10 protein-coding genes and 1 pseudogene are annotated in these 10,243 nt (G+C 61.1%); 7 read left to right on the top strand and 4 right to left on the bottom strand.

All coding sequences use genetic code 11. The features are described 5' to 3' along the window. Positions 1-281: 281 nt before the first annotated feature. Positions 282-515, top strand: a complete 234-nt coding sequence (locus tag ACS5Q1_RS44030; RefSeq protein ID WP_473104142.1) for a hypothetical protein — start codon at positions 282-284, stop codon at positions 513-515. Between the two features lie 466 nt (positions 516-981). Here ACS5Q1_RS44030 and ACS5Q1_RS44025 read toward each other — a convergent pair whose 3' ends face one another. From ACS5Q1_RS44025 to ACS5Q1_RS44015, 3 genes are all read right to left on the bottom strand, one after another. Further along, the gene (locus ACS5Q1_RS44025) at positions 982-1,527 is read right to left on the bottom strand and encodes a CarD family transcriptional regulator (protein ID WP_473104141.1); all 546 of its coding nucleotides are present in this window, start codon (positions 1,525-1,527) and stop codon (positions 982-984) included. A 198-nt stretch (positions 1,528-1,725) separates the two neighbouring features. Then, on the bottom strand, positions 1,726-3,003 hold the full coding sequence (locus tag ACS5Q1_RS44020; protein ID WP_473104140.1) for an extracellular catalytic domain type 1 short-chain-length polyhydroxyalkanoate depolymerase: 1,278 nt from the start codon (positions 3,001-3,003) through the stop codon (positions 1,726-1,728). Between the two features lie 110 nt (positions 3,004-3,113). Then, positions 3,114-3,533, bottom strand: a complete 420-nt coding sequence (locus ACS5Q1_RS44015; protein ID WP_473104139.1) for a CopG family transcriptional regulator — start codon at positions 3,531-3,533, stop codon at positions 3,114-3,116. 534 nt (positions 3,534-4,067) lie between these two features. On the opposite strand from ACS5Q1_RS44015, the gene ACS5Q1_RS44010 reads away from it, so the two are divergent. Then, positions 4,068-5,132: a zinc-binding metallopeptidase family protein gene (locus ACS5Q1_RS44010; protein WP_473104138.1), complete on the top strand. Its 1,065-nt coding sequence runs from the start codon at positions 4,068-4,070 to the stop codon at positions 5,130-5,132. 82 nt (positions 5,133-5,214) lie between these two features. Here ACS5Q1_RS44010 and ACS5Q1_RS44005 read toward each other — a convergent pair whose 3' ends face one another. After that, positions 5,215-5,406 carry a hypothetical protein gene (locus tag ACS5Q1_RS44005; RefSeq protein WP_473104137.1) on the bottom strand — a complete coding sequence of 64 codons (192 nt, stop codon included), beginning with the start codon at positions 5,404-5,406 and terminating at the stop codon, positions 5,215-5,217. Between the two features lie 400 nt (positions 5,407-5,806). On the opposite strand from ACS5Q1_RS44005, the gene ACS5Q1_RS44000 reads away from it, so the two are divergent. The 5 genes and pseudogenes from ACS5Q1_RS44000 to ACS5Q1_RS43980 all read left to right on the top strand — a co-directional run bounded on the left by ACS5Q1_RS44000 (position 5,807) and on the right by ACS5Q1_RS43980 (position 9,967). After that, complete coding sequence (locus ACS5Q1_RS44000; RefSeq protein ID WP_473104136.1) at positions 5,807-6,394, top strand: sigma-70 family RNA polymerase sigma factor; 588 nt, start codon at positions 5,807-5,809, stop codon at positions 6,392-6,394. Positions 6,395-7,243: 849 nt separating this feature from the next. Further along, complete coding sequence (locus ACS5Q1_RS43995; RefSeq protein WP_473104135.1) at positions 7,244-7,420, top strand: MJ0042-type zinc finger domain-containing protein; 177 nt, start codon at positions 7,244-7,246, stop codon at positions 7,418-7,420. 77 nt (positions 7,421-7,497) lie between these two features. Further along, positions 7,498-7,863, top strand: a complete 366-nt coding sequence (locus ACS5Q1_RS43990; RefSeq protein WP_473104134.1) for a hypothetical protein — start codon at positions 7,498-7,500, stop codon at positions 7,861-7,863. A gap of 425 nt (positions 7,864-8,288) precedes the next feature. Then, positions 8,289-9,302, top strand: a pseudogene (locus ACS5Q1_RS43985) (IS481 family transposase). Between the two features lie 440 nt (positions 9,303-9,742). Continuing rightward, a complete protein-coding gene (locus tag ACS5Q1_RS43980) occupies positions 9,743-9,967 on the top strand; it encodes a hypothetical protein (protein WP_473104133.1) in 225 nt (74 codons plus the stop codon). Positions 9,968-10,243 lie beyond the last annotated feature (276 nt).

Here is a 10,243-nt window from a genome sequence, read left to right as displayed (position 1 = left end):
GGTTGCCGAGGCAGCGTCACCCTTCGTGAGCCAGGGCAAGGGCAGTGCTCCAGCAAAACCGTCCGGTGGTAAGCGATAGCATCATTACACATGACCGGGAGGAATCCAGGTCGACCCACCTGGCACGGCGGGATCACGCGCGTGGAAATGGGTGATGCGGTGCCTAACTCTCGCTATGAGATCAAGAGCACGGGTGCACTTGACAATTGCATCACCTGTGAGAGGCAATTGGCTATTTCATACACGATTTTCAGATGATTGATGGACAACCGGAGAGCACCATGCCTGACACAAAGAAACTAGCGCGCTTCCTGGTCTCATCATCACCCGATGGCGACCCCCAGCTCATCATCGAGTTGGATGACGGCTCCAGGCTCGCCGTAACAGCAAGCTTCGAACAGATTGAAGATATGGCAGATGCTTTGGATGAGATCCTAGACGCCGCTGGGCCCGGAGAGGAAGACGCTACAGAGCGATTGCCGGCCTTTGTGCGAAGGAACAGTCCCGCTCGTTGATGCCAGCAGGCTCGCGCTCTGTAGCAAGAGTACGGTATCGAGGATGGAGGACGAAACGTGGAAAACCGGAGAAGGAACAGATGCGTCAGGGTTTTTTAAAGAGTGCGAGGGACCCATTCGCGGTCTGCGGACGCGACCCGGTACACGTTCGAAATCACGAACTGTCTCGGGCAGGTGATCCAGACGCTCCCGTTCTCGGAGATTCTCGACAGTACCAGAAGGCACACGGCGCTGCGCAAGCTGCCGCATCCGGCCCGAACCGCTCAGGAGCTTGCCAATCGGACCCGGCGCTTGGCTGCGGCCCTGGATGAGCAGGTCAAACTTGCCTGTGAGAGCATCCGCCGTTCACAGGCGTTGTCTGAGCGATCGATGGCAACGGCTGACTGTCAGAATGTACGATCACGATGGACTGGGGTACAGCGGACGAGAGACGTTCGGCAGCAATCGAGACGGCGTGCAGCTGCGGTTATGCCGCTGCTTCGTCCTCGGTTGATTTGCTGGAACGGGGAGCGGCAGCTAGGCCCTGCTCAATGAGCTTCCGGGCCTCGGTCTCGGTTAACTGCCTCACCGCTGCAATCTCTTTTATCATGAAATCCAGGGCCCCCTCGAAGATCTGCCGTTCGCTGTAGGAGGCCTCTTCCTGTTGCGGGCCGCGGTTCAGATCGCGCAGAGCCTCGGCGACGGCAGTCAGCTGCCCAGTGCTGATGCGCTCCTGAAAATCCGCTGCACGGCGGTTCCACATGCCACGCTTCGATCGAGCCTTTCCGCTCAGGATCTCGTGTGCCTGATTGACGACGGCCGGCTCGGACAGCTTTCTCAAGCCGCTGCTTTTCGCCTTTGCGACGGGAATGCGAACCGTGACTTTTCCTGCGTCAAGCGAGAGCACGAGGATTTCAAGTTTGAACCCGGCAACTTCTTGCTCCTCGATTCCCGTGATCACACCGAGGCCATGGCCGGGATACACGACCGTTTCACCAGCCTGGAAGCTGAGAGCATTGTTCGTCGTCGTCATTTAGAAACGATCTCATTGAGCCACGGACCATGCTTCATCTGAGACGATCTGTGTCGCAGACGTCGCATTCGCTACGCTCGCTTGCGGAGCAGAGGTGGTCAGAGCTCGATATCTTCCGTGCGGTTCCCGCATATCGAATGCCCACCTTCGCGCTGCTAGAGGGCTCATTCAACGATGCTTAACGCTCGCTACGTGGGTTCACTGTGGCGTGGTCTCATCACCAGCTGCCGGTTTGGGGTGTTCAAGGAAGAAGCGCATCATCTCCCGGCTGGCATCGGGTCCTCGGGGCTCAGTATAGGACCCGCTCGGGCTTCCCCCGGACCAGGCATGGCCCGCCCCGTGAAGCACCCAATGCTCGAGCATCGGGTGGCCGCTGTCATCGCACGCCACTGTGTGGGTATAGCCGATCCCACCAGGAGCCTGACCGCGGCTGACCGTCGTCCGAAGATCGGATCCCGCCCGCGACTGGGCGAAGACCTGGTCCCCATTGACGGGATTGACGGTCGTGTCGCGATCGCCATGGAACACGATGGTCGGCACCGCTTGCTTGGCCCCACTGTGATGAGGCGCCCCACCCTGTCGCATGGCGGCGAAGGCCGAGGCCATGTCACGCGCCGCCCCGCATGCCAAGCCCGAATGGACGCCCACGGCGGCATACAGGTCCGGGTAAGCCGAGCCCATGATCGCCGCTGCGGCCCCACCGGCGGACAGCCCGGCGACATACACGCGTCCGGGTTCAACAGAGAGGTCACGCATGATCTGACGGGTGATGCCGGCGATCAGCGAGGGCTCGCCCCGATCCCGCTGTTGATCGGCTGCGTTGAACCAGTTCCAGCACTTGGACGCGTTGGCGGACTGGGCCTGCGCCGGGTAAGCGACGAGAAACGTCTGCTCTTCAGCCAGCTCGTTCATCCGTGTGCCAACGGCAAAGCCATCCGGCGACTGCGTGCAGCCATGCAGCATCACCACGAGCGGCACAGGCTGCCCCCTATAGCCGCTCGGAACGTAAAGCTTGTAGGCACGGCTTCCGGCCTCATTGGCAAAGGACTTCTCTTCAAACCGGGCTCCCGCGGGCAATGGGGCGGGCGCACGAGCCGGAGCTGGCCCGCCGAGCCCGTCGACGCTAAACGCGGAGCCGGACTGTCCCATACGGTCGAGGAAGCCACGCAGCGCCTCAGGCATCTGGGGCTGGCCCAGGTCTCCGTGAAGACCGTCAAACGCGTGAGGATCCAGATGTCGGGAGTCGAATATGGGCGAAGTCCACGCCCCTCCCTTGGAGGATGGTGGCACCATGTCAATGATCCGGACGGCGCGTCGTAATGGATGCTGGCCGGCATCTCCGCTGGTTTCACCTGAGGTCGCGGACGGAGGGGCATCTGAGAGCCCTCTCTGAAGGATGGCCATGGCTTCTACGAGCCGGCCCGCACGGGTCAGGCGAGTTGCCTCAAGCATATCGATGCTTGGTTTTGTGTTCATAGGTTCGGTCCTGTTGTGGGGCGAAGTGGGACAAAGCGGAACCTGCCCCTTGCCGCGTCGGGAAAGAGTTTGACAGGCCAAAAAACGATGAGACGGATGCTACTCGGTGGTCAGCGCATGCGGTCCTTTAGCGCTTCTTTGACAGCCGGACTGGCGTGCAGGGCGCCAAGCACATGGAGAGAGGCGATCGTCTGCCGCGCCAGTTCGGGCGTGCCATCGTTGGCGATACTGGCGAGACCGAGCACTTGAATGTGCAGCACTTCGCCGGCCGCCTGCACGCCCTCCAGGTCTTGGCGGCTGTAGTGGCGCAGGCCCAGGTCGAGTTGGTGTCGGGCGACGGATTTCCTGACGGCATCGTCGTGCCGATCAAGCTGGTTGCGGATGGCTGTGCGGATGAAGTCGGTCCGGTTGGAGTAGAAACCCTCCTGGACGAGCAGATCGACATGGCCCAGGTCGACATAGCCCAGGTTGATGGTGATCTTTTCACTGTCCGCAGTTTTCGGCCGAAACTCATGTACGTTGCTTGCCATGGTTACCATCCGCTTACCATCCATATGGATGTCACGTGGATGGTAGGGGCTGCGAGTTCAAGCTCGGATCATCTGCCATTTTGCACCGCACAAATTTGTCGTGGCCGTCCTGGCTCGAAAGCGGCTCCAACTGCGTTAACTCACGTCAACCGGCAGCAACGCTGACGAAAGGAAGAGCTATATGGACCAGAGGCTCTGTCCTCAGTGTTCCTGCGACGCGGCACCCGTCCTGAGCTTCGCCACGCAAGATGGTTGCTTTGCTGCCGCGGTTCAGTGCCACGTCTGCGGCTTTGAGAAGACCACGGATCGTGGTTTTCAGGACGAGCGGACGGCCCGCGAGGCCGCAACTCATGATTGGTTGGAGGGAACGGAGCCCCTCCCCTTGCCCCCTCGCACCTGATTTCTGCTTATTTCCGGACAAGTGCCAAGGGGGCAATATTGACCTGAGCTGGCCAGGCCGTGCCCTCGTCCGGGGCGGCAAAGGACCGAGCCGTCGGTCGCAGCACCTTTACCGTCAATGCATGGGAAACCCCGATGAAGCTCTTCAAGTGCCAGGCCTGCGGCCAACTCCTCTATTTCGAGAACCACGCTTGCGAGCGCTGCGGCCATCGCCTGGGCTACCTGCCCGATGCCGGCACCCTCTCGGCGCTGGAACCCGACGGCGACACGACCTGGCGGGCGCTGACCCAGCCGGAGGGCACCTATCGCTTCTGCGCCAATGCGGAGTTCGAGGCCTGCAACTGGCTCGTCCCGGCCATCTCGGACGAGGTCTACTGCACCGCCTGCCGCCACAACGGCGTCATCCCGGACCCGTCGGTCCCAGCCAACCTCGCCGCTTGGCGTGTGATGGAGCAAGCGAAGCATCGGCTGTTCTACACCCTGCTTCAGCTTCGGTTGCCGCTGAAAACACGGGCCGAGGATCCGGAGCATGGGCTGGTCTTCGAGTTCCTGGCCGAGCCGGCCGCAAACGATGGCCCTCAGGTGATGACCGGGCATGACGAGGGTCTCATCACCATCGCGCTCATCGAGGCCAATGATCTCGAGCGCGAGAGGCGCCGCACCGCCATGGGCGAGCCGTACCGGACCCTGCTCGGCCACTTCCGGCATGAGGTTGGCCACCACTACTGGGACCTGCTCGTGCGCAATGGCGGCCGGTTCGAGGCCTGCCGGGCCGTCTTCGGGGACGAGCGCGAGGATTATGGCGAGGCCTTGCAGCGCCACTATCGCACGGGAGCACCGACCGATTGGCAGGAGCGCTTCGTCTCGGCCTATGCGACGGTGCATCCCTGGGAGGATTTCGCCGAGACCTGGGCGCATTACCTGCACATCGTCGACACGATCGAGATGGCGGGAGCCTTCGGCATCCGGGTCGGCCCACCGCTTGACGACAGCGGCATGCTGGCCGCCGACTTTGGCATCGATCTGTATCGCGGCGCCGACATACGACGGATCGTCGATGGCTGGCTCCCGCTCACGTTTGCGCTCAACAGCCTCACCCGCTGCATGGGCCAGCCCGACCTCTATCCGTTCATCATCAGTCCGCCGGTCGTCGAGAAGCTGGGCTTCATCCATGGCCTCGTGCGGGATGCGCGGCGGTAAGGATCGGAACCAACAGGCTCCATGATCCTGGCCGGCGGCTCCGGATGTTCAGGACGCGCAGTCGCAGACGACAATGAACGGATCAGGGATCCTTCCGCCCCAACTCCCGCTCGGCGCGCCGCAACGCGAGCAACAGGTCGATCTGGTCGTTGGGGATCGGCTCTCCCTCGATGTCTGCGAAGACCACCTGGAGCTGAGCCCCAATATGCTTTCGTGCATCAGGGGCAAGCGGCGGCGCTGCGAGCTTCCGGTCCGGACGTCCTTCGTTACCCATGAGCCTACCTGTCTGTACTCTGGTACCAACGGCCGGATGATCATTCCTGCCGTTGCGGGGAATCCTCGCCGCACATGGTTAACAGACCGTAAGCGAACTCCTGTTGGCCATCGGGAGCCCGCAAGCTGGTTGCATCTTCAAACGTCACCGCGCGGCCTCGCGGATGGCTCCAGGTGGCCTGTGTCATGGACGGCATTGACGTCGATACCGGTGGTGCCCGCTCCCGTGTCCTTCTTCCGCGGTTGAAACCAGCCCGGCCTGATACATCTGATGGGCGATGACACAGTGCATCCCGAACGAACGCCTCCACCCCGCCGAGTTCCCTTAACTCACCGACGCCATCCAGATCCATCTCGGGCGCGAGCTGCGCACCCTCTACGGCAATCCCGACGCGGAGAGGATGCCCCGGAGCTTGGCCCGGCTGCTCGATCGGGTGGCGCAGGTCATCCGGGCCCATACGGAATCGATGGACCAGGCCTTTCTCGACGAACTTATCGGCAGCCTGAAGTCGCTGCGGCCCTACGCGATCTCGCTCACCCGGGACGTTCATCGAGCGGAGGATCTCGTGCAGGAGACGGTGCTGAAGGCGATCAGCAAGCAGGGAAAGTTCGAGGCCGGCACGAACCTCCAGGCCTGGCTCATGACCATCCTGCGCAACCTGTTCCTCTCGGCCCACCGCAGGACGCAGCGCGAGGTCGAGGATACGGACGGAACCCACGCGACAACGATGATCACGATGCCGGACCAGGAGTACAGGCTCGCGGTCCAGGATCTGCATGCCGCCCTCGCCAGGCTGCCCCGCGAGCAGCGCGAGGCGCTCCTGCTCGTGAGTGCGGAGGGCCTGTCGTACGAAGAAGCCGTCGAGGCACTTGGGACCAAGGTTGGGACGATCAAGAGCCGGGTCAATCGGGCCAGGACCCGCTTGGCCGAGTTGATGGGGATCGTCCGCGAGGATGGCATCGCGGGGTCGCACGGCGCGCCGGCTTAAGGATTTCCGTATAGCCGGATGCAGAAAGGCACCCGGAGGATCCTCTCGACTCCAGGCGCTGACCCTCACTTCGACGCTGGGGAAATTTTGCGGAAGGCTGCTGTCAGCTGACATCTTGGAATGAGAAAATCGGATTTATGGCAGGTTTGGACATCAATAGTGAGACAAACGGGCAATCCATTTTCGCACTCTACGTGCCAGTTCCAAGCGGTGCGCTCTCTGGTATCGCGAGCTGCCCCCTTTTAGATCGGCAGCCAACGTTGGGCGGCGATTGTCTCAAAAGAAATGTCCAAAGCACCTCATATTCTCAATTTAAATGCACATTCTCAAATTAGATGCTCAAAGCTAAGTGCTTGGAAACGCTCACGCCGACGTCTCACACCAAAATGTCAACGGGCATCTGGGCCCGTTAGTGAAGAAAAGCGGCTCCCCTCCACAAGCCTTAGAGCCAAACCCTCGCCTTGAGGCAGCTCTGGACCGACTATTACAGGGCATCCGGCAAAGCCGAGGCGGTTAACGGGACAGGCAGAGCCAGATGATGACAATACCTATTACGATTGCTTACCCATGCCCAAAGTGCAGGGCAGGACAAGCAATCCTGCCGCCCAAGAGCAAAGCCACAGGCATCGTGCGGTGCGCCCAGTGTGGTCGAAAGCACGGACGCCTTGAAGATGTGCAAAAGGCGCTCGCCAGCAAGGCTCGTGAGGAGAGCTCTCAGAAGATGCAGCAGATCTATCGAAACCGCACGATGCCTCGCCATCATTCAGAAGTTCACTGAGGATCTATCAGTCCCGAAGCCCGGGGAGCGGGTCAATTGACCGCAGACAGCCCACTGCCTAAGATCCAAACATGGTCAAGACACGGCATTCCACCCCTGGCGGCACGGACACCTGCCCGCACTGCGGGGCGGTATACGAGGTGACGCTCCGGCGTTCCCCCGCACGAGACGAGGACTACGCCCGTTGTGAGTGCTGCAACAACGTGATGGCAGAATGGAATGTTACCGAGGTCCGTCCTTCACACTGATCAAGGTGCCCAAGACGCAGGGTGACAGTTAAGCCCCAACCCCATTCTGCGGACATCGTCAGACACAAGAGTTCTCCATGACTGATCAGCTTCCCGACGTCCTCCAAGCAGAAATCGACATGGCGCAGAGAGCCCTTCATTCCTCTTGGAACGCCGTCAGCCGTGCCATGCATGCCCGCAATATCAGGGCACACATCACCAACTTGCTCTCATGGGTGACCGTCACCCCAAGCATCCAGGCCGCGGCGGAGCAGGCAGGTGAAGAAGCCGTGCGGTACTTCCAGTGCCTGGGGAAACAGCCATCTGTTCCAAGCGCCACGCAGAAGGAAGAGGCCGCCAAGGCCCTTGCAGTCGCGGAAGCGGCTTTCAATCGGCTGAAGGAAGGCCTCAAAGGCGCCCAGCCGAGCGAGAAGGCTCGCTTTCTTGGCACCGCCTGGGCATAAGTGTCAGCCCGCGCCATGCCTCCTCGCCATTCCCTTTGGATCATGACATCAAGCACCATCGCAGCCTTATCCCGATTGAAACGGCCGCATCCCATCTCGTCCAAGGTATGTTCCTTGAAATCGCTCGCGGTGTCCGGCGCCACAGCCCACAGCTTCAGCAATCTCCGCAGGACCGCGGCAGCGATGTCCTCTCGATCCGGGGTGCCCTCGTCCTTCAGCCGCTCCCGATAGGTGGCCTGATCTTCCCTCTGCTTGCGCATTCGGGTGGAATAGCGCTCCAGGTGCTCGACATCATAGAACACTTCCATCGCACGGGCCTCCTCAGCTCGTGAGGATGATTGTCTCCAGGGCCATGCACGAAACCCGGCTAGATGTTCAGTCCCACGAAGTGGTGATACGATCATCTCTTCTTGGAGGGACAGCTTATGGGACAGCTTCTCCACGGCAGCGCCACCACGACAGAGGCAGTTCGTCGCGCAATCCAAGCTGGTCAAGAAAGCGTAAGAGCTCTGGCCCGGCGCTACGGCATCAGCCCCGCCACCGTGCAGAAATGGCGCAAGCGCGCGAGCCTCAGAGATGCGCCCATGGGTCCGAAGCAGGTTCGCTCAACGGTGCTGACGCTGGAGGAGGAAGCCGTCGTGGTGGCCTTCCGCCGGCATACCCTGCTGCCACTGGACGATTGCCTTTATGCCCTCCAGCCCACCATTCCCCACCTGACCCGCTCATCGCTTCATCGCTGTCTGCAGCGCCATGGTATCAGCCGCTTGCCTGAGGTGACGGGTGACAAGCCGGCCAAGAAGAAGTTCAAGGCCTACCCCATCGGCTACTTTCGCTAACGCGGCCCTTCGGGTCACATCGACATCGCCGAGGTGCACACGGAGGAAGGGCGGCTCCACCTGTTCGTGGCTATTGATCGCACCAGCAAGTTCGCTTTCGCGCAACTGCATGAGAAAGCCACAAGACAGGTCGCTGCTGACTTTCTGCGCGCGCTGATCGCGGCGGCGCCGTACAAGGTGCACACCGTGCTCACCGACAATGGCACCCACTTCACCACGCCTGGCAACACCAGTTCGGCGGCCCCTCTGATCAAAGAAGCCATGGCACGAGGCGAGATCTTCCGCGCTCATGCCTTTGAGTACGCCTGTGCCCAGAACGACATCGATCACCGCCTGACCAAGCCGCGCCATCCCTGGACCAATGGTCAGGTCGAGAGGATGAACCGCACGATCAAGGAAGCGACTGTCAGGCGCCACTACTACGACAGCCACGACCAGCTCCGGCATCATCTGCAGCTGTTCCTGGATGCCTACAACCCTGCCAGGCGGCTCAAGACCTTACGGGGCCTCACCCCCTACGAGGACATCTGCAAAACCTGGACCGAGCAGCCGCATCGGTTCATCACTGACCCGACACACCACACTTTGGGACCGAACATCTAGCGGCTAAATGACGAAATCCCGGTGTGCTCACCCGATTTCCCGCTTGGTAACTTATAGGGGATCACCCGATACACTCACCCAGAGAGCAAATCCGGTGATGAAACCCGGTGAGGCACCACCGCGACATCACACCCTGCCGCCCGCTGACGCGGGCGAAGATGCGGTTGCGCTAACCCACCTTCGGGACATCATCTCCTGGCGGCTCAGACGGCTCAGGCGGCAGCAAATCAGGCTCCTCGTCTGGCTCAGGCTCTGTCTCGGGGACTGGCGTCGGCAAGTCAGGCTGTGGCGGAACAGGAATGTCCGGCTGCGGCATGCTAGGGAATGGAATATCAGACATGGAAACATCCTCGGAGCCTTTCAGGAAGGCGCAGCCACTCGCTAGGTTCCCCATTCTATCTTTTTTGCGGACAAGATTCAGATTGGAAGGAGAGACACCCATGCACCTCTTCGGAGCCCTCGAGCTGGAAATCAGGCCTGGAACCCCGGACAATCCGGCCGGCATCAAGATTGCCCTCCTGCGATACATCCGGGGCGAGGACGGGCGCCTGTTCATCACACCCGAGTGCTCCTCCTTCGAAGAAATCGAAGGGCAGATCAATTCCTTGCAAGACGAGCTGGACGAGATCCGCGAGAGAGCCCGTCGAGCGTTCCAGGTCGCTTGAAAGACCGACCGCGTTCGGAGGCCACTGGCGGCCATTCCTGCTCTTGGGCTATCCCTCTCCGGGACGCCCAATCCCTGCCAGCAGCCACGGCACGAGTCCTAGAGCGAGGAAGGCCGCCCAAAGGCCGTTCTACCTGTCGTCTGCTTCGCGCAGGCATCGTCATATCTGGACGCTCCCTGCCGGCAAGGGTTTTGTTGAACGTGAGTGCAAGTGGTCGGGTGCAGTCATATCTACGGCCTGTGAGTGCGGCTCATGTGACCGCTGGCCCTGATGAAA

Source organism: Microvirga sp. GN3, assembly GCF_055792825.1.
The sequence above is the reverse complement of the archived record's forward strand: the minus strand, read 5'-3'. Positions and strand labels throughout refer to the sequence as shown.

Bases quoted from the DNA above. Each gene is read 5' to 3' on its own strand.
- ACS5Q1_RS44030 (WP_473104142.1), top strand. From the start codon at position 282: ATGCCTGACACAAAGAAACTAGCGCGCTTCCTGGTCTCATCATCACCC.
- ACS5Q1_RS44025 (WP_473104141.1), bottom strand. From the start codon at position 1,527: ATGACGACGACGAACAATGCTCTCAGCTTCCAGGCTGGTGAAACGGTC.
- ACS5Q1_RS44020 (WP_473104140.1), bottom strand. From the start codon at position 3,003: ATGAACACAAAACCAAGCATCGATATGCTTGAGGCAACTCGCCTGACC.
- ACS5Q1_RS44015 (WP_473104139.1), bottom strand. From the start codon at position 3,533: ATGGCAAGCAACGTACATGAGTTTCGGCCGAAAACTGCGGACAGTGAA.
- ACS5Q1_RS44010 (WP_473104138.1), top strand. From the start codon at position 4,068: ATGAAGCTCTTCAAGTGCCAGGCCTGCGGCCAACTCCTCTATTTCGAG.
- ACS5Q1_RS44005 (WP_473104137.1), bottom strand. From the start codon at position 5,406: ATGGGTAACGAAGGACGTCCGGACCGGAAGCTCGCAGCGCCGCCGCTT.
- ACS5Q1_RS44000 (WP_473104136.1), top strand. From the start codon at position 5,807: ATGCCCCGGAGCTTGGCCCGGCTGCTCGATCGGGTGGCGCAGGTCATC.
- ACS5Q1_RS43995 (WP_473104135.1), top strand. From the start codon at position 7,244: ATGGTCAAGACACGGCATTCCACCCCTGGCGGCACGGACACCTGCCCG.
- ACS5Q1_RS43990 (WP_473104134.1), top strand. From the start codon at position 7,498: ATGACTGATCAGCTTCCCGACGTCCTCCAAGCAGAAATCGACATGGCG.
- ACS5Q1_RS43980 (WP_473104133.1), top strand. From the start codon at position 9,743: ATGCACCTCTTCGGAGCCCTCGAGCTGGAAATCAGGCCTGGAACCCCG.